This is a genomic window from Rhodococcus sp. BP-261 (assembly GCF_019835205.1).
GTDB classification, from domain to species: domain Bacteria; phylum Actinomycetota; class Actinomycetes; order Mycobacteriales; family Mycobacteriaceae; genus Rhodococcoides; species Rhodococcoides kyotonensis_B.
Genome location: NZ_JABUCO010000009.1, coordinates 76,046 through 100,012, shown reverse-complemented (window position 1 = coordinate 100,012; position 23,967 = coordinate 76,046). Strand labels below are relative to the sequence as shown.

The following is a 23,967-nucleotide window of genomic DNA, read 5'->3' as shown; positions in this document are numbered from 1 at the left end:
ATCGCGGACGGGCGACGTGCCGGCTTCGTGCGTCGTCACTCCCCCACACGTCGGATGTACAGCAACCGGTCCGTGGCTTCGACCGCGTCGACTTCCGGAGATCCGACGCGGAACAGTTTGCCGCCGCGTACCACTCCCAGCACGATGTCGGTGAGATGTCGAGGTGAGCCCCCGACCTCGTCGCGTTCGACCTCGCGCTCGGCGATGGCGAAGCCTGCCTCGGGCGTCAGCAGATCCTCGATCATCTCGACGACGCTCGGCGTCGACGTCGCGATACCCAGCAGTCGACCTGCTGTCTCCGACGAGATGACGACCGAGTCGGCGCCGGACTGCCGCAGCAGATGTGTGTTCTCGGCTTCACGAATGGCGACGACGATCTTCGCTTTCGGCGCGATCTCACGCGCGGTCAACGTCACGAGCACCGCGGTGTCGTCTCGGTTGGTGGCCACGATGATGGCCGCCGCATGTTGTGCGCCGGTGAGGCGCAACACATCCGATTTGGTCGCGGAACCGTGCACGGTCACAAGACCCATGTTCGACGCGGAGTCCAGGACCGCCTGATCGGTGTCGACGACGACGATGTCCGACGCGGCGACGCCGTCGCCGAGCATCGCGTCGACGGCGGTGCGGCCCTTGGTTCCGAAACCGATGACCACGGTGTGATTGCGCACGGTGCGCCTCCATCGCTGAATTTTGAATGCCTGTCGAGACCGCTCGGTCAGAACCGCGAGCGTCGTGCCGACCAACAAGATGAGGAAGAAGATTCGAAGCGGGGTGATGACCAGGATGTTCACCAGACGCGCCGACGGCGCGATCGGGGTGATGTCGCCGTAGCCGGTGGTCGACAACGACACCGTCGCGTAGTACAGCGCATCGAGGAACGACAGCTCGTTGTCCTGCGCGTCACGGTATCCGTCACGGTCGAGATACACGATCAGCGCGGCGACGAGCAGCGCGGCGAGCGCGATCAGGATGCGGCGATAGATGGCGCGCCACGGGCTGCTCTGCAGTTCGGGAACCCGAAGAACACCGACGAGCGCGAAATCCGGCCGCTCCGTCAAGGTGTCACCGGCGCTCAAGCGAGCACGCAATCTACCTGCCACGTCGCCTACCTAGTACGAGACTGTCCACGGCTGGCAGCGTAGCCCTCTTCTGCCGTACCGCGACGCCAGGCGCGACGAAACACCGTCGCGGACTTCGTGGACCGTGACGATGTGGCACGGTGTACCCCATGACACAGGACAAGAGCAGGGCACCTGCCGCGCGTCTCGCGGTGCTGCTGGGCGGAGCCGGGGTACTTCATTTCGCGACGCCGTCGTTCTTCGACATGCAGGTACCGTCCTTCCTGCCCGGTGAGGCTCGCACGTACACCTACGTGTCCGGCGTCGCGGAACTCGGTGTCGCTGCGGCACTGGCGGTCCCGCGTACGCGTCGTGTCGGCGGCACGCTCGCGGCCGCACTCTTCGTCGCCGTGTTCCCGGCCAATCTCGACCTCGCCCGCCGCCACGTGCTCAGCCGCACCGCGTCCCCTGCCGTCAAAGCTGCACTGCTCGCGCGGCTTCCTCTGCAGATTCCGTTGGTGACCGAGGCGTTGAAGGTGAGGCGTCGCGCTTCGTAGCGAATCATGGGGCGTCCGAATCGAACCGGACATCGGTCGGTCCCTCGATGAGTGCCGCCAACGCGTCGGCGTCGGGCAGCTCTGCGGGCGCCACGGTGCGGCCGCTGCGCACGTAGTGGAACGCGGCGCGCACTTTTTCCAATGGAACCGGTTCGGCGGACACCGCGGACATCAGTTCGGCCCAGGCAATGCGGTACGCCGCAAGCTGCATCACCACCGACTTCTCCTCCTTCGGAGTCGGCTCGGCGCCCGTCTTCCAGTCGACGACGGTCCAACCGCCGTCGGAATCGGCGAACACGGCGTCGATCCGGCCCCGCAGAACCGTTCCGGCGACCGAGGTCTCGAAGGGCACCTCGACTTCGACGGGACTGCGCAGAGACCAGTCCGAGTCGAGGAAGGCCTGCTGCAGGGTCTCGAGATCGACGTCCGTCGCAGCGCCCGTGTCCGCTGATCCGGGCAGTTCGTCGAGGTCGAGGAGCCGCGTCGCGCCGAATCTCCGCTCGATCCACGCGTGGAACGCCGTACCTCTGCGCGCCAATGGGTTCGGCGGGAACGGCAACGGACGACGCAAGCGCGACGCCAAAGCATCGGGATCGGCCGCGAGATCGACCAACTGACTGACCGACAAATTCTCCGGCAGCGCAACGGTCACAGTGGATCCGGCCCGTTCCGCTCGTTCGGCCAACAGAGCGTCCACGTCCGCCGCCCATTGCTCGGGATCGGCGTCGTGGTCATTCTGTGGCTTTTCGTCCTGCGGCTCGTCGTTCTGCTGCTCGCTCGTCCCGTCGGCACGACCGCGCAACGCCGCGAGTACGGCCCGGGCGCCGTTCTCCACCGCTGCCCGTCGCGCTCCGAGTGGGTCGCGCGGCCATGGCGCCGAATGTGGTTCGGCGGCAAGCGGATTGTCCACTCCGTCGTCGGGCGCGTCGGCCCACCGGTCGACGACCGCCACCGGAGCCGACTCGGTGTGCGCTCGCTCGTCGACCAACTCTTTCAGCTCGACCAGGAAGGGCGACGGTCCGCGCGGTTTGGTGGCGCTCTCGTCCCAGTGATGCGCCGACACGAACAGTGCACGCTCGGTGCGCGTGAGCGCGACGTAGAACAGACGTCTGTCCTCGGCGAGCCGGCGTCGCGCGAGCGCCTCCTTGTGGCGGTCGACGGCGTCCTGCAGGTCCTTGCGGTTGTGCAGGTCCTCCAGCTCCAGGACGGGGACACCTTCGGACATTCGGCCGTCCTCCTGGACGACGGACCTGTCACCGCGTAGCGACGGGGGAAGTTCGGCGAGCGCGCCGAGCCAGGTCGCCGACGCCGTCGTCGACGGGAACACTCCGGTTGCGACGTGCGGAACGGCCACCACCTCCCACTCGAGGCCCTTGGCCGAGTGCACCGTCAGCACCTGGACACGATGCGGCGCCACCTCGACCTCGCCCGGCGCCAACCCGTCCTCGACCGTCTCTGCAGCACCGAGGAAGGACAGGAACCCGGTGACGGTAGCCGTCGGATTGTCGGCGTAGTCGGCCACGACGCCGGCGAACTCGTCGAGGTGTTCGCGCCCGACCCCGCCGACCACGCCCGCCGCGGTACGCGCCTGCGCCTCGACACCGATGCCCATGGCTCGCTCGATGTCGGCCACCAGTTCGGTGAGCGGCTGGCCGATACGTTCGCGCAGCGAATGCACCTCGGCGGCCAGCGCTGTGATCCTGCGGTACCCGACCTCCGAATAATGCTCTGCCGGCCCGGGGTCCGCGATCGCGTCGGCGAGACCGGCTTCCTCAGATTGTTCACCGGGAAGCGAACTTTCGAGCGCGGCGTCGAGTGCGGCCCGATCGTCGACGCGTCCCGACGCGCCGAAACCACCTGCGATGGACAGTCGCTTCGCCCGCCGCGCCAACTGGCGTAGGTCGGCCGCACCGATCCGCCAGCGCGACCCGGTGAGGACACGCATCGCTGCGCTGCCCGCCATCGGATCGGCGACCAGTCGAAGCATCGCGGTGACGTCGGCGATCTCGGGTATGTGCAGTAGCCCACCGAGTCCGACGACCTCGACGGGGAGGCCACGGGACCGCAGCACCTCCGCGATCGGCTCGGCGTCGGCGTTGCGTCGAACGAGGACGGCCGCAGTGGGCGGAGGTCGGTCCTCGTCACGCGCACGTCGGTACTCGTCGGCGATCCGATCGGCGACCCATTCGCGTTCGGTCAGCACGGTGTCGGTGACGGCGAGGCGGACGTCACCCGGTGTTGCGCCCGGACGTGCTCGCAGCGTCGGGACCGGAACTCCCGTGCGCCTCAGCGGTTCGGTGATGTGATTGGCCAGTTCGAGCGCCTCGGGCGGGTTACGCCAGCTCGTGAGCAGCTCGAGCCGCGGCGCAGGCGTTCCGTCGGCGAGTGGGAAGTCGGTCGCGAAACGCGGCAGATTGGCTGCCGACGCACCACGCCATCCGTAGATCGACTGCATGGGATCGCCGACGGCCGTCAACGCGAGCGTCGGATCCGATCCGCCGCCGAACAGCGACGACAGCAGCACGCGTTGAGCGTGCCCGGTGTCCTGGTACTCGTCGAGCAGAACGAGTCGGAACCGTTCGCGTTCGGCTCGGCCGACCGGGGCGTGGTCGGCGGCCACACGCGCGGCGAGCGACATCTGGCTGCCGAAGTCCAGCGCGCCCTCGCGCCTGAGTGTCTGCGCGAGCCGCTCGACCAGTGGGAGCAACGCGATCCGATCGTGTTGCGCGGCAAGGATGTCGAGCAGCGCCTTCGACGGGCCACCGCGCTGCTTGGGGCCCGCGGGCAGACCGTGCACGAGTTTGTCCAGGTCGGTGTGCGCCTCGCGAAGATCGTCGGGATCGACGAGGTGTTCGGCGAGCTGACCGGACAGAGCCAGTACGGCTTCGGTGATCGACGTCGGGTTGCGATCGGTGTCGAGGTCACCGTCCCACGTGCTGACGACACGATGGGCCAGCTGCCACAGCTCGGTCTCGGACAGCAGTGTGGCCGACGGTTCGATCGGCAGCAGCAGGCCGTGTTCGGTCAGGAGTCGGCCCGCGTACGAGTGGTAGGTGCTGACCTCCGGCTCACCGGTCAGAATGCGCTCACGCAGGTGCAGACTCGGGTCGAGGGCACGGACGACATCCGATCCGGCAAGGCGGTTCAGCCGCGCACGAATACGAGTGGTCAACTGCTGTGCGGCCTTTCGTGTGAACGTCAGGCCGAGCACGCTGTCGGGGTCGACGAATTCGTTGGCCACCATCCACACGACGCGTGCAGCCATCGTCTCGGTCTTGCCGGCGCCCGCTCCGGCGACGACGAGGGTCGGACCCGAGGGCGCGGAGATGACCGCGGCTTGCTCGGCGGTCGGGGGATGTTTCTGACCGAGCGCACGGGCCAGCTCGATCGGATCGATGCGGGGTTCCGGTCGTTCCTGCCGCTTCTTCGGCGCGGATCGGGTGGTCAACTGTCGGTCACCTGCCTTCCGGTCTCGTGCGCGGGACAGCTCGACTTGACCGGGCAGTGCCTGCACCCGTCGTTGACGAAGGCCCTGAACGTGGGGCCCTTCGTCGCGGCGGCCGCGGCGTGCACGATGTCACGCCATTCCTCCAGCGTCTCGGGACTCGGCGGTTCCTGCATCCGCTGTGTCGCGCCGTCCTTGTTGTGCGGCTTGGCCACGTAGACGAGGCGTGCGCCTCCCGGTTGTGCTGCGGGCTCCCCCTCGATGGCACCGGCCGCAGCCGCGACCTGGTAGGTCGCGAGCTGATTGTGGCTCCGCGCATCTTCTTTCGACAGAGCACTCTTGGCCGTCTTGACGTCGATGATCACCGGCCTGCCGTCGGCGTCGTGCTCGAGACGGTCGATACGGCCACGTAACGCCACCGCCGGTTCGTCGTCCGTCCGTGCAGGCAGTACTCCCTGCACCGTCACTTCGACGCCGGCTTCGGTCAGTTCTCCCCTGGTGCCGCGCAGCCATGCTTCGAACGTCTCGAGCATCGTGGCGGTTCGATCGAGCTCCCGCCGCGAGAACCACTGCGACCCGAGATCCACGGCATCCCACGCTGTTTCGAGGGCACGTCGGACCTGATCTGGTGGCATGTTGCCGGCGACCGCCTGCACGAGCGTGTGCACGAGCGTTCCCGTCACGGCATGGGTGTTGGCACCGTCGTTGCCTCCGTGACGATCGAGCATCCACCGCAGCGGGCACGTCGTCAGCTGCTCGACCGTCGACGGCGACAGCGGAACCGGTCCGTCGTCGACGGTCCACAGCGGCGCATCGGTGCTGACATCCGCAAGCCCGAACCACTCGTCGGGGTGAGCTCCCTTGACCCCCGCGTCGGCGAGGCGCGCCAGTTGCGCCGCGGCGCGATGCCATTTCGCGGAATCCTGTTCTGCGACAACGGAATCACACACGACGCTGCGCAGTTCGGCCACCAACATGGGCAGCGCGAGCACCCGCTCGTTCGACTCCTTGTCCTGTGCGTGCGTCGACCAGTCGTCGGCGTCCTGGGAGCCCTGCTCGTCGGCGTCGCCCGCCACGAGCTCGTCGACGAACCGGGATCGGACGAGATCCGCGTCGCCGGTGCTCGAATCGACCGCCGAGACGATCAGGATGGATCGAGCGCGGCTGCACGCCACCATGAACAGCTTGCGTTCCTCCGCGAGCAACGGTGCCGTACGAGACAGTCTGCCGTCGATCAACGACGCGGCGTCGGCGATTCCCGACGTGAGGTCGACGAGCGACTCGGTACCGAGGAGACTGCCTCGGGCCCGCAGCCCGGGCCACAGCCCCTCCTGCACACCGGGGACCGCGACGAGTTCCCATTCCCGTCCCGCGGCCGAGTGCGCACTGAGGACGGTGACGGCGTCGGTTGCGGCCGCCGCCGAGATGCGGGTGCCCGGGATCTGCTGCTGGGTGATGTAGTCGACGAATCCGGCGAGCCGCGCCTGGGGCAACCGGTCGACGTAGGACGCAGCGGCGTCGAACAGTGCGACGACGGCGTCGAGATCCCGATCCGCCTGCGCACCCGCAGAGCCGCCCCACGCCGACACCGATGCCCACCGCCGTTCCAGACCGGTGCCCTGCCATGCCGCCCACAGCACGTCCTCGACGCCGCGCCCACGTCGAGCGACGGCAGCGGCCTTCCGTACCACCGACAGGACTCGACGCAGCGGCGCCGACTCGACGTTCGAGAGCTCGGACACCCACGCCGAATCCGACTGTGGCGCATCGCCTTCCGAGCGCCGGGACCCGGCGTCGACGATGACCGCCCGCAGGAGTTCCGACGAGTCGCGTTCGCCGCCCGCGGCCAACTCGATTCGCCGGACGCCACGGCGCAGCCGACGCAGCGCAACAGGATCGGCGCCGCCGATCGGACCGGACAGCAACGCGAGCGCGTCCTCACCGTCGAACGAGTCGTCGACCATGGACCGCAGCACCAACAGCAGACCCACGGCACCGTGCTGCCGATGCAGCGGCAGTTCCGACGCCGGGGTCACGACGGGAACACCCGCCGCCTGCAGTGCTCGTCGCAGCGGTGCGACGACCCTGGGAACCGACCGCACGACGACGGCCATCTCCGACCACGGCATGCCGTCGACCAGATGGGCGCGCCGCATGACGTCGGCGATGGCAGTGGCCTCCTTGGCCGCCGACGCGTGCACCCGAACGAGCGCCTTGGCCTCGCCGAAACGCGGTGCGCCGACTGCCTCCGCACCTCGATGACGCGCGAGACCCGGAAGTCGGCCCGCGATGGAGTGAGCGATCTTCGCAACGACGGGATCGCTACGAAAGTTGTGCGTCAGCACCACTCGGCGAGCATCCCCCGGCTCGGCCAGATCCGCGACGAACGACGGGTCGGCACCGCGGAACGTGAAGACCGATTGGTCGGGGTCGCCCGCGACGACGGTGGAGTCGGTGTTGCTGCCGATGGCCCGAATCAAGTGCGCCGCTTGTGGATCGAGATGCTGCGCGTCGTCGACGACGAGGTGCCTGATGCGGGCGCGCTCGGATTGCAACAGCTCCGGGTCGGTCGCGAAGGCCATCAGCGCGCTGCCGATGAGCTCCGCGGCGTCGAGCCCGGGCGCCGACGCCCCTGCTGCCTCCATTCCGACGGCACCGCGCAGCAACATGGCCTGCTCGTAGCGCGCCGCGAACTTGCCGACGGCGACCCATTCCTCGCGTCCGTGCTTTCGGCCGAGTTTGACGAGGTCCTCCGGGCCGATACCCCGTTCGGCCGAGCGCAGCATCAGATCGCGGACCGCCGTGGCGAAACCCGACATGCCGAGTGCAGGGCGCAACCTCTCCGGCCAGTCGGCAGCACCGTCGTCGATGTCTCCTCGCAGCATCTCGCGGACCACGGCGTCCTGCTCGGCGCCGGTGAGGAGCCGAGGAGGTGGGTTGCCGTAGATGGCCGCCTGCAGACGCAGGACGGCGAACGCGTACGAGTGGACGGTGCGCACCAACGGTTCACGCGTCGCTCGCATTGGAAGTTCGCCGGCGAACAGTCCCGCGGTGATCTGCTCGCGCATCCGGACCGAAGCCCGTTTCGACTGCGTCAGCACGAGCACCGATTCCGGGTCGCCGTCCGCGATGCGGGACACCGCGTAATCGGCCATCAACGAGGTCTTGCCGGTGCCGGGACCGCCGAGCACCTGCCACGGACGCCACGCCGCACCTCCGTCGGCTGCGGCTTCGGCGGCATCCGAGAAACTGGTCAACAACCGCTGGGCGTCGCCCGACCACGTGCGACGAGCCTGCGCGACGCGAGGCGCCCGCACGAGCGTCGCCCCGCCCTGCCTGTCACCGCCCTGCCTGTCACCGCCGCGTCCGTCCATGGAAGAAGATTGGATCACGCCCCACCGACACACTCGCATCCCGTGACCGTCCGACCCGGCGCCCTGCGATCGCATCGATGCGGCAGACTGAACCGGTGCCCCAGCTGAACCTTCACACGTACGGGCCGGTCGACGGGCCCGAGATCCTTGCCGTGCACGGCATGACCGGACACGGCGCCCGCTGGCGTGACCTCGCCGAGAATCATCTGCCCGAGGCCCGATTCCTCGCCCCGGACCTGATCGGCCACGGCCGATCGCCGTCGACTCCGCCGTGGGACATCGCCGCGCAGATCGGTGCACTGCGAACGCTCGTCGAGAACCACGCGCGTGGACCGGTCCTGGTCGTCGGCCATTCGTACGGCGGCGCGCTGGCCGTGCATCTGGCGGCGACGCATCCCGAGCTCGTGCGAGGGCTCGTTCTTCTCGACCCGGCGATCGAGATCGACCCGAACGACCTGCTCGAGGTCGCCGAGCTCACCGCCAAGTATCCCGACTACACCGATGCCGACGAGGCGAAGTCGGAGAAGATCAACGGCGCGTGGGCGGACGTTCCCGTCGAACTTCTGGATCGCGAGATCGAGGAGCATCTCGAACGGGCCGACAACGGCCGCGTCAAGTGGCGCATGTCGACGGCGGCGATCGTCGCGTCGTGGGGTGAGCTCGCGCGGCCGCTCGTCGTGCCCCCGGCGGGTACGAGGACCGTCGTCGTGCAGGCGATGCGCGTACAGCCACCGTACGTGACCGACCAGTTCAAGAAGGCGCTCGATGCACAGCTGGGTGACGACCTGACGATCGTCGAACTCGACTGCGATCACATGGTTCCTCAGGCCAAGCCCGCCGACGTCGCCGATCTGGTGCGTGAGCTGTTGTAGATGGCGCGCATCACGGACGAGCAGGTCGAGACCGTGCGATCGCTGGTCGCATCCATTCCCCCGGGCCACGTCGCGACGTACGGGGACATCTGCGCGGCCGCCGGGCTGTCCAGCCCGCGCATCGTGGGCTGGATCATGCAAACGGACTCTGCGGACCTTCCGTGGCATCGAGTGCTGTCGGCCAGCGGAAAGCCGGCCGCGCACCTGGCCACGCGGCAGCTCGAACAATTGCGCGCCGAGGGCATCCTGGCTCGGGACGGTCGAGTGGACCTGAAAGCAATCCGCTTCCCGTTCACCGACTAACCTCGTCAGGTATGGATCTCGGACAGTTCGACCCGCGGTCGACCGCGAAGTACGCCCTGAAGAAGGCAAGTCCGTTCGTCGCCGCTGCCGGTCTGGTCGTCGACGAGGTGTCGGGTACACGCGTCGTCGGCCACATCGAGCTGTCCGAGGAGCACTTCACCCCCTGGGGCGTCGTGCACGGCGGCGTCTACACGACGGCCGTCGAGAGCGCCGCCAGCATCGGTGCGAGCGAGGCCGTGAAGGAACGAGGCGAGTTCGCCGTCGGCGTGCACAACGGAACCGATTTCCTGCGCGCCAGCAAGGGCGGACGCGTCGACGTCGTCGCGGAACCGTTGCAGCAGGGCCGCGTTCAACAGTTGTGGCTGGTGACCGTCACGGCTTCGGACAGCGGCAAGACCATCGCGCGCGGTCAGGTTCGACTGCAGAACGTGCCGCTTCCGACGTGACCTCACACCCGGTCGGGTCGTCCCGGCAGGCGCAACTCCCGGATACCGGCTCGTTCCTGCAGGCTCCACTCCCCGATTTCGACGCCGTCGTACTCGCCGGCGGGTCGGCTCGGCGCATGGGAGGCATCGACAAACCCGGTCTCGGTGTCGGCGGGATGCCCCTCGTGCACAGGGCCGTCGAGGCCGTCGGAGACGCACGACGGATCGTCGTCGTGGGTCCTCACCGCGACGATCTCGCCGACGACGTCCTCCAGACACGCGAGGAGCCTGTCCGCTCCGGACCCGTCGCAGCCATCGCCGCGGGGCTGCAAGCACTGTCGCGGTCCACGGCCGACATCGTCGTGGTCATCGCGGCCGACCTTCCGTTCGTCGACACCCGCGCCATCACCACTCTTGTTGCAGCCGTGGGTGATTCACCCGTCGTGTTCGCGACGGACGACGCCGGAAGGACACAGTATCTCTTCGGCGCGTGGGCACGTTCGACACTGAACCACAAGATAAACGCACTCGAAGACGTTGCAGGACAGCCTGTTCGCTCCCTCCTCCCGGACGATTACCGCACCGTCGCCGTCCCCGGTACCGACGACTGCGATACACCGGACGACGTGCGCCGAGCACGGGAACGCACCGCCCTCCACGCGTCGGGCATCGAGGCATCACGGGCGAGGATTCGAGAACGGTTGTCGCCCATTGCGGTACGCCACGTACCTCCGGTGGAGGCCGAGGGAGGTGTCCTCGCCGACGCCCTCGTCGCTGCCGGTGCGCTCCCCCACGTCGACACGTCCGCGATGGACGGCTACGCGGTGGCAGGCGACGAGCCGTGGACGGTGCGAGGCGAGGTTGCCTTCGCGGGAACGTCGGATCTCGAAGACATGCACGACGGCGACGCCGTTCGCATCGCAACCGGAGCGCGGGTTCCCGACGGCGCCACCGCCGTCGTGCGGGACGAGCACGTCGTCGTCGGCGACGACGGGCTCCTGCGTCGACGTCCCGACGCACCGGTGCGGAACGACGCACGCCGACGCGGTGAGGACTGGCGACCGGGGACCGAACTGGTCTCTGCGGGAACGACCGTCTCGGCCGCCGTGGTATCGGTCGCTCTCAGCGCCGAGGTGGGCAACCTGCCGGTTCGCGGGCCGGTTCGTGCCCGAACCGTGTTCAGCGGGAACGAGATCCGCGCCGAGGGTCCACTCGACCCCGGTCAGACCCGTGACAGCATCGGCCCGGTCCTTCCGCGCTACCTTCGTTCGTGCTGCGTCGACACGGCGGACTCCGTGCACCTCCACGACACACCTGCCGCGTTCGACGAACTACTCGCCGACGCGTCGGACGTGGACCTGCTGGTCGTCGTCGGCGCGACAGGCGGCGGCGCGGCGGATCAACTCAGGTCTGCGTTGAACCGGGCGTCAGCGGAGACCATCGTGAGCCGGGTCCCCATCCGCCCCGGCGGATCTCAGATCACGGCGGTCCTGCCGAACGGGGTCGTCGTGCTCGGGCTGCCCGGCAATCCATTGGCGGCCGTCAGCACCCTGATGATGACGGCACCCGCGATCGTCGACGCGTTGACCGGCAGGATACCCACCACGCCGTGGCTCGGCTTCCTCACCAACGCTGCCGACGTCGCGTCCGACAGTGCGCGCATCGTTCCCGTCTCGCGCGATGGGGTGGGATGGCGCGCGGACACCGCCGTGCGCACCGCACACCTGCTTCACCTCGTGGGTCACGACGCGTTGGCGGTCGTCCCGCCGCATGTCAGCCCCGACGACCCCGTGGAGCTACTTCCGCTGTTTCGGTAGGAATCGAATCGTGGAGAACCGCTGCACCGGCACGGAATCGGTCGACGACGAGATCGACGATCACAGCGTGGACGCCGAGCGGATCGGCGACGCCGTCGCTGCCCGCGTCGACGAGCCTGGAGTGGAACAGCCCGCGTGCCAGCAGGTACGACGCCACGAAGACTCTCCTGTGGCCGTCTCGACGGAGCTCGGCGACTACGTCGGGCACCGCGGGCTGTGCGGTTGCGACGTACCCGATACGCACCGGCACCTGCGCGAGGTCGGCCAGCATCGCCGCCGCACGACGGTGGTCCCGTAGTGCTCGCTGGTCGGACGATCCCGCCGCGGCGAACACGATGGCGTCGCCGTCGTTCCAGCCCACTGCGCGCAGCCGCTCGAGCATGACCTGCGCGAACACCGGATCGGGACCGAGTGCACGCGTGACCGTCACCCGCGAGTGCTCGCTGTCGGCAACCTCGCGGGGAACGTCGGTGTGCACGTGATAGCCGGAGGCCAGGAACGCAGGTACCACGACAGCGGGAGCCGTGAGACCTCTCAGCACTTCGGACGGAGACGGACCGAGCACGTCGACGAACGCGACGCGCGTCTCGCCGACCTCGCGGCCGACCGCGTCGGCCAGTTCGGCGACCATCTCGACGCCGCGGGGATTGCGGGTTCCGTGCGCGACCAGCACGAGCGTCGGGTTCTTCACGTTCATCTAGTACTTGCTCCCCTCGGGAACTCGAATCGGTGGTGCGGAGGGGATGTGCGACCGGTCGTCGACGGCGACGTCGGCGGGATCGATCGCGAGGCGATATCCCCTCTTGACCACGGTTTGAATGGTCTTCGGTGCGCCCAGTGACGACCGGAGCCGTGTCATCGCGGTCTCGACGGCGTGGGTGTCGTCGCCACCGCCGGGCAGCGACGCCAGCAGTTCGTCGCGGGACACGACCTGCCCCGGCCTACGGGCCAGTGTCTTCACCAGGGCCATCCCGGCGGGTGAGATCGATCGCACGACGCCGTCGACGACGACGCATCGACCCCGGATACTGATCGAATGACCGCCCGCCTGCATCGGCCGCGCACGGCGCGGGAGTTCCTCGGCGATATGTCTGGCCAGTGCACCCAGGCGAGCGCGCGCCGGCTGCGTCGTCGCCACCTTCAGATGTTCGAGCGGCGCCGCCGTCACCGGACCCACGCACACGGGCAGAACCCGGGTGCGCAGCGAGTGCAGCAGCGGTTCGAGCACACCGTTCTCGTCCGCCCGCATCAGCAGCGACGCCACGGCAGGTGCACTCGTGAAGCTGACGGCGTCGAGATCGCCGACGAGCACCGCCTCGATCATCCGGTCCATCGGCGTGCCGTCGTCGGGGGCGGTCCACCGATACACCGGCACGGGCACGACGTCCGCGCCTGCGTCGCGCAGCGCCTCGCAGAAGTCCGGCACCGGTTCCCATTCGGTTGTCGCACCGTGCAATTGAACGGCGACACGCTTACCCGCGACGCCTTCGTCGAGTAGGTGTTCGAGCACCTCCGCCGACGACTCCGATGCGGGCGACCATTCCTCGCGGAGGTCGGCCGCTCGGATGGCACCCATGGCCTTCGGTCCACGAGCCAACAGCCTCGACGACGCGAGTGCCCGCCCCAGGCTTTCTGCCCTACCCCATCCGTCGGCGGCCTCGACCCATCCACGGAATCCGATTCCGGTCGTGGCGACGGTGATGTCCGGTGGCTCGGCGATGATGCTGTCGGTGACGCGTTCGAGTTCTGCGTCGTCGGCGAGCGGGATGATGCGGATCGCCGGAGCGTGCATCACCGATGCGCCTCGGCGCTCCAGCAACGTCGCGAACTCCTCGGCACGACGCGACGCGGTGACCCCGACGGCAAACCCTGCCAGAGGCGTAGCAGCCTCGGCGGCTTGGCTCATGTCGTCGCGCCCCGCACGAAGATCACACCGTCGACCACCTTTGTCTCGAACGAGCCGAGGCCGACCGACTCGTCGTCGAGGCAACGGCCGTCGACGAGCGAGAACACCTGCTTGAGCAGCGGCGACGCCACGGTCGGCTCCCCGGCGCGGTCACCGACCAGGCCACGGGACATGACCGCGGCGCGGCCGAACGGATCGATGTTCCCGACGGCGTACACGTCACCTCCGGGGAGAACGAACAGTGCAGCCTGCACGCCTCCTCGCAGCAGCACCGCAACGCCTCGGCCGGGAACCAGGGTGTCGATCGCGGCCGCTGCCGTCCATTCGCGAGCGGCGTGTGTGCCGGCCGAGACGGCCCGGTCCGTGCTGGTTCGAGTATCGATGACAGTCATTCGAGTACCTCCTGGTGCTATTGCACGTTGCCGATGTTTCTTCGTCGTTAAGCAGCCATTACTGCGGTGTGCACATGCGTCACGCGCCGACTCGGGGCATTCCCATCAACACGGGAACCTTGCGCTGACCACTGTCGTCGAACGAAATGGTCTGGTCCGCCTCGTCGGGTGCGTTGACGAACGAGACGAACCGGCTCAGCTTCTCCTCGTCCTCGAGGACGCCCGCCCACTCGTCCTTGTATCCCGCGACGTGGCGTTCCATGTCGGCCTCCAACTCGGCGCCGATTCCGAGGCTGTCCTCGACGACGACCGCCTTCAGATGGTCGAGCCCACCGTCGAGGGATTCGAGCCACGGGGCGGTGCGCTGCAGTCGGTCCGCGGTGCGCACGTAGAACATGAGGTACCGATCGATGTAGCTGACGAGCGTCGCGTCGTCGAGGTTCGACGCCAACAGCTGCGCGTGCTTGGGCGACTGTCCACCGTTGCCACCGACGTACAGGTTCCAGCCGCCCTCGGTCGCGATGACGCCGACGTCCTTGCCCCGCGCCTCGGCGCATTCGCGTGCGCAGCCGGACACACCGAACTTGATCTTGTGCGGGGAACGCAGTCCGCGGTAACGATTTTCGAGGTCGACGGCCATGCCGACCGAGTCCTGCACGCCGTAGCGGCACCAGCTCGACCCGACGCAACTCTTCACCGTCCGCAGCGACTTGCCGTACGCCTGGCCGGATTCCATCCCCGCGTCGACGAGTCGTTTCCAGATCGCCGGAAGCTGTTCGACGCGTGCGCCGAACAGGTCGATCCGCTGACCACCGGTGACCTTCGTGTACAGACCGAAATCGCGGGCGACCTCGCCGATGACGATGAGCTGTTCGGGCGTGCACTCGCCACCGGGCATGCGCGGCACCACCGAGTAGGTCCCGTTCTTCTGAATGTTGGCGAGGAAGTGGTCGTTGGTGTCCTGCAGCGACGCCTGCTCCCCGTCGAGAATGTGGTCCGACGACGTCGACGCGAGAATCGATGCGACGACGGGCTTGCAGATGTCGCAGCCGGTTCCCGTGCCGTACTTCGCGACGAGGGAGGAGAAGGTTCGCGTGTTCGTGGCACGGACGATCTCGAACAGCTCGGCGCGCGACTGAGAGAAGTGCTCGCACAACGACTTCGACAACACGACGCCCGACGCCGCGAGCAGCTGCTTGATCGACGGGAGGCAGCCGCCGCACGTCGTGCCTGCCGTCGTGCAACTCTTGACCGAGGCGAGGTCGCAGGCGCCGCCCTCGATAGCACCGCAGATCGCACCCTTCGTCACCCCGTTGCACGAGCAGATCTCGGCGTCGTCGGGCAGTGCACCGATGCCTACGGACTCGGCCGCGGGCGAGATCAGCGACCCGGGATCGCCCGGGAGTTCGCGTCCGACAAGCGGTCTCAGAAGTGAATATGCCGTCGCATCGCCGACGAGGATGCCGCCGAGCAGCGTCTTGGCGTCGTCGGACACGACGAGTTTCGCGTACGTACCCTTCGGTGCGTCGCTGAACACGACTTCGAGCGCACCGGGCGTCGCGGCCATCGCGTCACCGAAGCTGGCGACGTCGACGCCCATGAGCTTGAGCTTGGTGGACATGTCGGCACCCGGGAATTCGGCTGCGCCCCCGAGCAACCGGTCGGCGACGACCTCGGCCGTCGAGTATCCGGGTGCGACGAGACCGTAGCATCGACCCTCGACGGCAGCGCACTCACCGATCGCGTAGACGTCGGGATCCGCTGTGCGGCAACCGGTGTCGACCATGATGCCGCCACGTTCGCCGACCTCGAGACCACAATCGCGTGCCAGCTGATCCTGAGGCCGCACACCTGCCGAGAACACCACGAGGGCGGCGTCGATGACCGTGCCGTCGGACAACTCCACCGACAGTCCGGCGCTGTCGTTCTCGGCTATGGACGACGTACCGACTCCCGTGTGCACGTGCAGTCCGAGATCGGTGACGAGACGCGCCAGCAGTGCGCCGCCACCCTCGTCGACCTGCAACGGCATGAGCCGTGGTGCGAACTCGACGACGTGCGGCGTCATGCCCATCTTCTTCAGTGCATTCGCGGCTTCGAGCCCCAGGAGGCCACCGCCCACGACGATGCCGACGGCTCCCGGCCCGGCAGCGTCGGCGCGAGCGCGAATGCGGTCGAGGTCGTCGAGCGTGCGGTAGACGAAGCACCCGTCCAGGTCGTGGCCGGAGATCGGCGGTACGAACGGGTAGGACCCCGTCGCGAAGACCAGGGCGTCGTAGTCGACGGTGTCGCCGAGCGACGTCGTCACGGTCTTCGCCGCACGGTCGATACTGTCGGCGCGCACTCCGAGCCGCATCTCTACGGCCGTGTCACCGAGATAGTCGTTGCCCGCGAGTGCGAGCTCCTTGTGATCCCAGCTACCGACGTAGGACGACAGACCGACACGGTCGTAGGCCGGCAACGCCTCCTCGCACAGAACGGTGATCTTCCAGTCGGCGGCCTCGTCACGCGCACGCAGCGCTTCGACGAACCGGTGACCGACCATTCCGTGTCCAACAACCACCGCGTTCTTCACGAGAGGTCCTTTCGATGTGTCGAGTTCGAGAGTCATACCGCTGCAGCCGAATTCGCGGGGCGCTTGCGCAGGTAGACCGCCCAGGTGACGCCGCAGCAGAGGACGTAGAAGGCCAGGAAGACCCAGAAGGCGGTCGTCGCCGATTTCGCCTCACCCGAGTACGACGCGCGGAGAACGAGATTGATACCGACACCGCCCAGAGCGCCGATGGCACCGGCGATTCCGATGAGCGCACCGGACATCCTGCGGGACCAGTGCTGCTGCTCTTCGATCGTCGTTCCCTGCAGTTCGACCGACTTGGCGGCGAAGATGGCAGGGATCATCTTGTAGACCGAGCCGTTTCCTAGGCCGGACAGCAGGAACAGCAGGATGAATCCGACGACGAACAGCGCCATCATCGTTCCGCTCGCAGCGCCCGCGGTGTTGTCGTCCCACGTACTCGCGGCGACGAGGATGCCGGTCGAGAAGACCATGGCGACGAACGTGTACAGCGTGATCTTCCCGCCGCCGATCTTGTCGGCGAGTTTGCCACCGAACGGACGCGAGATCGAGCCGAGAAGCGGCCCGAGAAACGCGATCTGGGCTGCGTGCAGCGACGCCTGTGCCTGCTGCGCGGCCGTCGCGGGTGCGCCGTCGGTAAGCCCTGCCAGGAAGTTGATCTGCAGAACCTGACCGAACGCGAAGCTGAAGCCGATGAACGATCCGAACGTGCCGATGTAGAGGAACGCGATCCACCACGAGTCGGAGAAGCGCAGCACGTCGATCATGGAGCGACCGTTGGTCTTCTGGTTCTCCAGGTTGTCCATGAACAGAGCCGCGCCGACCGCGGCGATCGCGATGAACACGAGATACACGGCACAGACGATCTCGGGCGCGGTGTTGCCGACGGTTGCGATGACGAGCAGACCGATCAACTGGATGACGGGTACGCCGATGTTGCCACCGCCCGCGTTGAGGCCGAGCGCCCATCCCTTCTCACGCTGCGGGTAGAACGCGTTGATGTTGGTCATCGAGGACGCGAAGTTGCCGCCACCGAGTCCTGCGAACGCGGCGACGATCATGTACGTGGTGTACGACGCCGGATTCAGCATGAAGTACATCGTCAGCACCGTCGGGACGAGGAGCACGAGAGCGCTGAAGATCGTCCAGTTACGTCCGCCGAACTTGGCCGTCGCGAACGTGTAGGGAATGCGCAGAATGCCGCCGACGAGCGTCGGGACTGCGACCAGGAAGAACTTGCCCGCCGCGTCGATGCCGTACACCGACACCGGCATGAACAGCACCATGACCGACCAGATGGACCAGATCGAGAAGCCGACGTGCTCGGCGACGACCGACCAGATCAGATTCCGCTTCGCGATGTCTTTGCCGCCGGCCTCCCACGCCTCGATGTCCTCGGAGTTCCAGTAGCTGATGCGATGATTCTTCGACACCGGAACCGTGCCCGGTTTCGGCACTGCAGACGAAACAGCGTCGGCGGGGACAGTACCGGTTGGCAATGCCTCGGGGGTGCTTGTCACGTAGGCCTCCTGATCGGGTGTGTGCACCGAATCTAGGAAAGCCATGTTGCGCGGGCGCTGCCCGCGATGACCTCGCGATTAACTTGGTCTCACGTTCGACAGAAGCCGAACGTGAGATAGACCGCGACTTTCCGTCACCAGGTGTCCTCGAGCATCCGAGGCCTGCAGCAGAAGTAACCGGCGACGAGCAGCACGGCGACACAGACGGTCAGCACGAGGACGGGCACGCCCCATCCCCCGGACAGAGAATGCAGCAGACCGAACGACAGCGGGCCCATCGACGAGACGACGTAGCCGAGGCCCTGCGTGAAGCCGGACAGTCCCGACGAGCCTGCCGGGGTGCGGGTGCGCAGGTTCATCAGCGTCAACGACATCGGGAACGTCAAGGTGCCGAGACCGAGCAGACAGACCCAGACGACGGTGCCCGACGCCGGCGACCAGTGCAGACCGGCGAATCCGACGAGGTAGAACACGGCAGCCACGACGACGAGTCCGTACGGGTTGCGCAGACGCGCGCACAGCGACGGCGCACCGAGCGACGTGACGAGACCCATGGCACCGAACGCGGCGACGGATGCGCCTGCCGCAGCCTCGCCGATACCGGCGTCGGTCAACAGCGTCGGGAGCCAGGTGAGCATTGCGTAGGTGATGAACGAGGTCATCGCGAACATGCCGACCATTCCCCAGGCGAGCGACGAACGCCAGATGCGTCCCGTCGACTCCTCGTGGACCGCGGCCGACCCTTCTTCCCCCGACACGTCCGCCACGTCCCTGCCCCGACGCGCGAGAACGACTCCCAGCCACGGCACGGCCGCCGCGAGCCCGACGACGGCCCAGACTCCGATCGAGATGCGCCAGCCGTGTGCATTCGCGACCGGAACGGCGAGCAATGGAGGAGCCAGCGTGCTGATCTGCATCGCGCAGATGTACATCGTGCTGACGACGGCGAGCCGGTCGGAGAAGTATCGCTTGACGAGCGGCGGGATGACGACGTTGCCGATTCCCATGCCCGCCAACGCGAGAGCGGACAGAACCAGCAACGACACGGTACCGGGCGCGAACGCGCGCACGGCCATGCCCACCGTCGTCATCGTCATCGCGATCAGTGCAGCGCGCTCGAGTCCGGTGCGCTTCGCGATCACGGGAGTGAGCAGACCGAACACGGCGAACATCGCCGGCGGCAACATTCCCACGAGACCGATGACTCCGGACCCGAAGTGCAGATCGTCACCGATACGACCGAACAAAGGGCTGATACTCGTGACGGCCGCGCGCAGCGTCAGCGCCGAGACGATGATCGCCGCGAACACCAGAATTCGGCCACGAAGGAGTCGGGTCGATTCGGAGTGTTCGGAGGTCTCGGTGACGACGGCGCTGGTACCCACGCGTTGAATCATAGGATGACCGGATCATCGGCCGCAAAGCGTTAAACTAGCGGCCGATCGCGCAGAACCCGGGGCGCGAAGACCGACGGGGAGTCCAACGTGCAGCAGGTACAGCGTTCCAGCCTGATCTCTCAGGTGACGGCGCAGCTCCGTGACGAGATCGTCTCGAAGCGATGGCCTGTCGGGTCACGGATACCGACCGAGCCCGAGCTGTGCGAGATGACCGGAACGGGGCGCAACACTGTCCGCGAAGCCGTTCAGGCGCTCGTGCACGCAGGGATGGTCGAGCGTAGGCAGGGATCGGGGACGTTCGTCCTGGCCACCTCGGACCTCGGCGGCACTCTCGGAAAGTACTTCGCCGACGCTCTCGACCGCGACGTCACCGAGCTCCGACGCGCTCTCGAGGTCACCGCGGCGATGCTCGCCGCCGAACGCCGCGACGACGAGGACATCCGCGCGTTGACAGAAGCGCTCGCGAACCGGAACGAATCGATGAGCGGCGGCGTCACCGTCGAGGCGATCGCCGTCGACGCGCTGTTTCACCGTGCCATCGTCGCGGCCAGCCACAACGCCGTCTATCTGGAGTTCTACGACTCTCTGCTTCCGGTCATCCAGCAGGCCATGCTGCATCACCTCGTCGCACACGACCTGAACTACGACGCCGAACACATCGCCCTGGTCGACGCGATCGTCGACGGCGACGCCGATCGGGCGGGTCAGGCCGCCCAGGTGCTGTTCGACGAGCTCGTCCGCGAGGCCTGAACTCCCGTCGGCGAACCTAGAGCAACAGCCGAACGAGGTCGGCGCTGCGCGCCAGACCGGGAAACGCCTCGGGCGTCGACCGCGCGTGCAGTGCGTGCACCGCGAAGCGGAAGATCAACGCACGCAGCAGCATCTGCGGCCACTCGGGCAAGTCCTCCCAGCGACCGACCAGAGCATCGTCCGCACCGCCCCACGAGATCGCGTCGACGACGGACACCGCCGCCGCCCACGCCGCCGGTCGCCAGTACGGAGTGATGTCGGTGATGCCGGGGGCGTCGCTGCCCTCGAACAGAACCGTGCCGAACAGGTCGCCGTGGACCAGCTGATCCGGCGATTCGACGGGTTTTCGCAGGCTCGCGAGCTGTTTGATCAACTCCAGACTCTTTTTGCCGTCGTCGGAGGTCACTTCGGGCGCGCCTGCCCCGCGCGCGGCACGCAGTGGAACCGCCTCCCACGCGGCACGGTCGGCGACCGCGAAGACGTCGACGTCGGCCCACGGCGCGACCGGGAGCTGCGACAGGAACCGCGGCCTGTCCAGCTGAGCCGTCGCGGCGTGCAGGCGAACCGACACCGAGACGACCTCGTCGTGCCGCGGCTCGGGTGAACCCTCGATGAACGTGTCCGCGCGCCAACTGCTGACCACGTAACGCCCGTCGGTGGATCGCACCGGCCGGGCGAGTCGAACCCCGTCGACCACCAAGTTCTCGCGCACCTTGGCCGACCACGCCGCACGGGCGTGGTCGGCAACGGGCGACAGCACGACGTCGCCGAGCCTCCAACCACCGTCCCAGTCGGCCCCGAGCGGGATGGGAGGCACGTCGCGCAGCCCGAACGTGGAGATCACGTGCTGAGGGGGTTCCACAGAGCTCACGTCCGTCACGCTACCGTCGACCGCCCGCACCCCGGCGCAGGCGCGCGACGCACGAACCTCACGAGTAATCGACCCCACTCAGTACTGCGGCAGACTCGGATCCACCTGTGCTGCCCACGCGACGATTCCGCCCTGGAGGTGGACTGCGTCGCCGAAACCCGCCTCGTGCAGCACCGCGAGTGCCTCGGCCGAGCGGATACCGGTCTTGCAGTGCAGCACGATCCGACGGTTCTGCGGCAGCTCGGCCAGTGCCTCACCCGACAGAATCCGGCCCTTGGGCACGAGTGTTGCGCCGTCGATATGCGCGATGTCCCATTCGACCGGCTCGCGTACGTCGATGAGCGCCACGTCGTCGGAGCCCTTCATCAGCGCGGCCAGTTCCGCCGGGGTGATCGTCGAGCCGTCCGCGGCAGCCGCGGCCTCGTCGGACACGACCCCGCAGAACGCGTCGTAATCGACCAGTTCGGTGATCGGTGTTCGGTCCGGATCGCGTTGCACCCGTAACGTCCGGTAGTTCATCGACAGGGCGTCGTAGATCATCAACCGACCGAGCAGCGACTCACCGATGCCGGTGACGAGTTTGATCGCTTCGGTCACCATGACCGAGCCGACCGACGCGCACAGCACGCCGAGAACACCGCCCTCGGCGCAGGACGGCACCATACCGGGGGGCGGCGCCTCGGGATACAGATCCCGGTAGTTCAGGCCGACGCCACCGGGTGCGTCCTCCCAGAACACCGACACCTGACCTTCGAACCGGTAGATCGAGCCCCACACGTACGGCTTGTGCGCGAGGACCGCCGCGTCGTTGACGAGGTACCGGGTCGCGAAATTGTCCGTGCCGTCGAGGATCAGGTCGTACTGTTCGAACAACGCCACGGCGTTCGTTCGATCGAGTCGGAACTCGTGCAGCCGGACGTCGACGCCGTCGTTGATCTCGCGTATCGACTCGGCCGCGCTCTGCGCCTTCGATCGGCCCACGTCGGACCGACCGTGGATGACCTGACGCTGAAGGTTGGACATCTCGACGACGTCGTCGTCGACGATGCCCAGCGTGCCGACGCCTGCCGCAGCCAGATAGAGCAGTGCGGGCGAGCCGAGGCCACCCGCACCGATGACCAGCACACGGGCGTTACGGAGTCGACGCTGACCGAGAGTGCCGACGTCGGGAATGATGAGGTGCCTGCTGTAGCGCGCGACGTCCTCGTGGGACAGCGGCGCCGACGGCTCCACCAGCGGGGGCAGCTGGACCATGTCGTTCGTTCTCTCTTTCAGCGCGAGCGTCGACCAGGTCAGCTACGCGGGTAGGGCCACGGATTGAACCGGCAGGTCTTGCCGTCCATCGGCACGACGCCTTCCGGATCGAGCCGGGCGATGTCGTCGTTGGCGGTTCCGAAGGTCTGCTGCATCATCACCGGCGCCAACCCTCCCTCGGTCTCGCACGGCTGGTGCTGCTGATAGCCGATGGCGTGGCCGACCTCGTGATTGATCTGATACTGACGATACGAGCCGATGTCGCCCTGGAACGCGATGGCACCGCGCACCCAACGCGGCTCGTTCAGCACGACACGTCCGATCCCGGGGTTGTAGCAGGAGACCTCGAGCTGGATGTCGTACCCACACGCCTGCCGGATGCTCATCTGCGATGTCAGCGAGATGCGGAAGTCCGGTTCACCCGAATCCACACGACGGAAGGCGAATCTCGGATCGTTGGTCCAGCTCTTCGGGTTGGCGAGCGTCTGATCGACGAGACGGCCGAACGACTCGTCGCCTCCGAAACCGACGGTGTCGACCCCGTCCTCCACCTCGACCGTGTAGGTGAACACGCGCTCGGTACCTTGACCGACCTGCGGCGTCGTTCCCGCAACGGTGTGCCACGTGCCCGCGCCCTGCACGGCGAACGGGCCGCCGTCGGGCAGATCGCCCGACGGAATCGAGTCCGCGAAGTTGCCGTCCGCGGCCGGCGGAACACCGATGACGTCGGTCGAACCGGTCGTGTCGGTGCTCAGCGCGCCGAACCCGGGATCGGCGGACTGATTCGTACCACCCGCCGTGGTCGTCGCCGGATCACCGGTACGAACGGCATCGAACACGACCAAGGCCGTCACGACCAGAAGAATCGGAATGGCGTACGCACGCCAGCCGTACACCGACGCGAACTTGCCGAGCTTGCTCTGCTTCTTCGCCTGACGTTCCGGGCGCGGCGACCGTGTGCGGGGCTTGCGCGGCTCGGTACGCGTCGTGGGATCCCATTGCGCACGCAACGGCTGATGGGAACCACGCGAACCCACGTCGCGCGGAAAATCGTCCGGGCCACCGTCGTCGAACTCACGGCGCATGTCGCGCTCGGCGCGGCGCGCTCGGCCACCGACAGTCGAGTACTGCCGGTCTCGTTCGGTGTCACGGGAGTCGTCGGCGCTCGATCTGTTCCTTCCGCTGCGCCGCGGCCCACCTCGGTCAGTCACCACGCCAGAATCTCACAGTCGTCGACATCCTCTGTTCGCCGCGCCGAAATCAGTGACACGGAACAACCGACCGGTCTCCAAACCGACCGGCAGGTCGCGGCGTCGGCAACCGAAGATCCGGGCGTCGGCGGACGACCCGCGGGCGGTCGTATCGGACGTACCGTTGCCGGGAGGTATCGTTGCCACGATCTGCACTACCCGAATTCGAGACGACACCATCTCGGCCCAGGGTCCCCC

At 67.5% G+C, this 23,967-nt stretch carries 18 protein-coding genes; 6 read left to right on the top strand and 12 right to left on the bottom strand.

Annotation, left to right across the window (positions count from 1 at the left end):
* Positions 1 to 35: 35 nt before the first annotated feature.
* Complete coding sequence (locus tag HQ354_RS12715) at positions 36 to 1,103, bottom strand: TrkA family potassium uptake protein (RefSeq protein ID WP_068421423.1); 1,068 nt, start codon at positions 1,101 to 1,103, stop codon at positions 36 to 38.
* A 128-nt stretch (positions 1,104 to 1,231) separates the two neighbouring features.
* Here HQ354_RS12715 and HQ354_RS12710 point away from each other — a divergent pair, with 128 nt between their 5' ends.
* Positions 1,232 to 1,618, top strand: a complete 387-nt coding sequence (locus HQ354_RS12710) for a hypothetical protein (protein ID WP_222634765.1) — start codon at positions 1,232 to 1,234, stop codon at positions 1,616 to 1,618.
* A 4-nt stretch (positions 1,619 to 1,622) separates the two neighbouring features.
* Here HQ354_RS12710 and HQ354_RS12705 read toward each other — a convergent pair whose 3' ends face one another.
* Complete coding sequence (locus tag HQ354_RS12705; RefSeq protein ID WP_261768727.1) at positions 1,623 to 5,066, bottom strand: ATP-dependent DNA helicase; 3,444 nt, start codon at positions 5,064 to 5,066, stop codon at positions 1,623 to 1,625.
* A complete protein-coding gene (locus HQ354_RS12700; RefSeq protein WP_222634767.1) occupies positions 5,063 to 8,437 on the bottom strand; it encodes an ATP-dependent DNA helicase in 3,375 nt (1,124 codons plus the stop codon). The genes HQ354_RS12705 and HQ354_RS12700 overlap by 4 nt, the downstream gene beginning before the upstream one ends.
* A 95-nt stretch (positions 8,438 to 8,532) precedes the next feature.
* Between HQ354_RS12700 and HQ354_RS12695 the strand changes: the two genes are divergently transcribed.
* The 4 genes from HQ354_RS12695 to HQ354_RS12680 are packed head-to-tail and all read left to right on the top strand — an operon-like array spanning position 8,533 to position 11,854.
* Positions 8,533 to 9,309, top strand: coding sequence for an alpha/beta fold hydrolase (locus tag HQ354_RS12695; RefSeq protein WP_068421432.1), 777 nt, complete (start codon positions 8,533 to 8,535; stop codon positions 9,307 to 9,309).
* Positions 9,310 to 9,612 carry an MGMT family protein gene (locus tag HQ354_RS12690; protein ID WP_222634768.1) on the top strand — a complete coding sequence of 101 codons (303 nt, stop codon included), beginning with the start codon at positions 9,310 to 9,312 and terminating at the stop codon, positions 9,610 to 9,612. It abuts the gene before it with no gap.
* Between the two features lie 11 nt (positions 9,613 to 9,623).
* The gene (locus HQ354_RS12685; protein WP_068421436.1) at positions 9,624 to 10,058 is read left to right on the top strand and encodes a PaaI family thioesterase; all 435 of its coding nucleotides are present in this window, start codon (positions 9,624 to 9,626) and stop codon (positions 10,056 to 10,058) included.
* 56 nt (positions 10,059 to 10,114) lie between these two features.
* Positions 10,115 to 11,854, top strand: a complete 1,740-nt coding sequence (locus HQ354_RS12680; protein WP_261768736.1) for an NTP transferase domain-containing protein — start codon at positions 10,115 to 10,117, stop codon at positions 11,852 to 11,854.
* Here HQ354_RS12680 and HQ354_RS12675 read toward each other — a convergent pair.
* The 6 genes from HQ354_RS12675 to HQ354_RS12650 form a co-directional block, all read right to left on the bottom strand.
* On the bottom strand, positions 11,811 to 12,551 hold the full coding sequence (locus HQ354_RS12675) for a sirohydrochlorin chelatase (RefSeq protein ID WP_222634769.1): 741 nt from the start codon (positions 12,549 to 12,551) through the stop codon (positions 11,811 to 11,813). The two genes, HQ354_RS12680 and HQ354_RS12675, sit on opposite strands and share 44 nt — an antisense overlap.
* A complete protein-coding gene (locus HQ354_RS12670) occupies positions 12,552 to 13,760 on the bottom strand; it encodes a uroporphyrinogen-III synthase (protein WP_222634770.1) in 1,209 nt (402 codons plus the stop codon).
* On the bottom strand, positions 13,757 to 14,152 hold the full coding sequence (nirD, locus tag HQ354_RS12665) for a nitrite reductase small subunit NirD (protein WP_068421438.1): 396 nt from the start codon (positions 14,150 to 14,152) through the stop codon (positions 13,757 to 13,759). The genes HQ354_RS12670 and nirD overlap by 4 nt, the downstream gene beginning before the upstream one ends.
* A 79-nt stretch (positions 14,153 to 14,231) precedes the next feature.
* Complete coding sequence (gene nirB / locus HQ354_RS12660) at positions 14,232 to 16,727, bottom strand: nitrite reductase large subunit NirB (protein WP_374107338.1); 2,496 nt, start codon at positions 16,725 to 16,727, stop codon at positions 14,232 to 14,234.
* A gap of 32 nt (positions 16,728 to 16,759) precedes the next feature.
* A complete protein-coding gene (locus tag HQ354_RS12655) occupies positions 16,760 to 18,184 on the bottom strand; it encodes a NarK/NasA family nitrate transporter (RefSeq protein ID WP_068421442.1) in 1,425 nt (474 codons plus the stop codon).
* Between the two features lie 197 nt (positions 18,185 to 18,381).
* Positions 18,382 to 19,644, bottom strand: a complete 1,263-nt coding sequence (locus HQ354_RS12650; RefSeq protein ID WP_174551348.1) for an MFS transporter — start codon at positions 19,642 to 19,644, stop codon at positions 18,382 to 18,384.
* An 87-nt stretch (positions 19,645 to 19,731) separates the two neighbouring features.
* On the opposite strand from HQ354_RS12650, the gene HQ354_RS12645 reads away from it, so the two are divergent.
* Entirely contained in the window at positions 19,732 to 20,394 is a 663-nt protein-coding gene (locus tag HQ354_RS12645; protein WP_068421445.1) for a FadR/GntR family transcriptional regulator, read from the top strand.
* Between the two features lie 16 nt (positions 20,395 to 20,410).
* Here HQ354_RS12645 and HQ354_RS12640 read toward each other — a convergent pair whose 3' ends face one another.
* The 3 genes from HQ354_RS12640 to HQ354_RS12630 form a co-directional block, all read right to left on the bottom strand.
* Complete coding sequence (locus tag HQ354_RS12640; RefSeq protein WP_222636257.1) at positions 20,411 to 21,265, bottom strand: TIGR02569 family protein; 855 nt, start codon at positions 21,263 to 21,265, stop codon at positions 20,411 to 20,413.
* A gap of 78 nt (positions 21,266 to 21,343) precedes the next feature.
* Positions 21,344 to 22,519, bottom strand: a complete 1,176-nt coding sequence (moeZ, locus tag HQ354_RS12635) for an adenylyltransferase/sulfurtransferase MoeZ (protein WP_222634773.1) — start codon at positions 22,517 to 22,519, stop codon at positions 21,344 to 21,346.
* 38 nt (positions 22,520 to 22,557) lie between these two features.
* Complete coding sequence (locus tag HQ354_RS12630; protein WP_114331613.1) at positions 22,558 to 23,730, bottom strand: DUF3152 domain-containing protein; 1,173 nt, start codon at positions 23,728 to 23,730, stop codon at positions 22,558 to 22,560.
* Positions 23,731 to 23,967: the final 237 nt, after the last annotated feature.

What these genes read in the sequence shown, in the direction of transcription:
- HQ354_RS12710 (WP_222634765.1), top strand. Translation starts at nt 1,232, where the DNA reads ATGACACAGGACAAGAGCAGGGCACCTGCCGCGCGTCTCGCGGTGCTG.
- HQ354_RS12700 (WP_222634767.1), bottom strand. Translation starts at nt 8,437, where the DNA reads ATGGACGGACGCGGCGGTGACAGGCAGGGCGGTGACAGGCAGGGCGGG.
- HQ354_RS12690 (WP_222634768.1), top strand. Translation starts at nt 9,310, where the DNA reads ATGGCGCGCATCACGGACGAGCAGGTCGAGACCGTGCGATCGCTGGTC.
- HQ354_RS12685 (WP_068421436.1), top strand. Translation starts at nt 9,624, where the DNA reads ATGGATCTCGGACAGTTCGACCCGCGGTCGACCGCGAAGTACGCCCTG.
- HQ354_RS12675 (WP_222634769.1), bottom strand. Translation starts at nt 12,551, where the DNA reads ATGAACGTGAAGAACCCGACGCTCGTGCTGGTCGCGCACGGAACCCGC.
- HQ354_RS12670 (WP_222634770.1), bottom strand. Translation starts at nt 13,760, where the DNA reads ATGAGCCAAGCCGCCGAGGCTGCTACGCCTCTGGCAGGGTTTGCCGTC.
- nirD (WP_068421438.1), bottom strand. Translation starts at nt 14,152, where the DNA reads ATGACTGTCATCGATACTCGAACCAGCACGGACCGGGCCGTCTCGGCC.
- HQ354_RS12650 (WP_174551348.1), bottom strand. Translation starts at nt 19,644, where the DNA reads ATGATTCAACGCGTGGGTACCAGCGCCGTCGTCACCGAGACCTCCGAA.
- moeZ (WP_222634773.1), bottom strand. Translation starts at nt 22,519, where the DNA reads ATGGTCCAGCTGCCCCCGCTGGTGGAGCCGTCGGCGCCGCTGTCCCAC.